Here is a 336-nt window from a genome sequence, read left to right on the forward strand (position 1 = left end):
CGGCGGGCTTCAACGATCGATCTCACTTCTAAATCAGGGGAAGCAAGCAAAGAATGGATGTTTCTCTCACGCACTGGATCAACGCCGCTGCCGGCATCAGCCCGCTCCTTGATAGGACAATGATCACCATCTCACAAATCGGCGTGCCGCTGATGGTGATTGCCGTCGCTCTGCAATGGTGGTCCAGGAACGACCGCCTCCATGTGCGTCATGCCTGCCTGTCCGCCGGTCTTTCCTTCCTGCTCGGGTTGGCGATCAACCAGGCGATCCTGCTCTTCGTCCACCGGATCAGGCCTTACGACGCCGGCGTCACGCATCTCTTGATCGCGCCCAGCG

The 336-nt window shown here is 59.2% G+C and carries 1 pseudogene; it reads left to right on the forward strand.

Annotation, left to right across the window (positions count from 1 at the left end):
• Window positions 1-53: 53 nt before the first annotated feature.
• A pseudogene (locus EN852_RS37340) lies at window positions 54-336 on the forward strand (phosphatase PAP2 family protein); the annotation flags it as partial.

Origin of the sequence: Mesorhizobium sp. M2E.F.Ca.ET.209.01.1.1 (genome assembly GCF_004010375.2) — a bacterium.
In the GTDB taxonomy this organism is placed as follows: Bacteria; Pseudomonadota; Alphaproteobacteria; order Rhizobiales; family Rhizobiaceae; genus Mesorhizobium.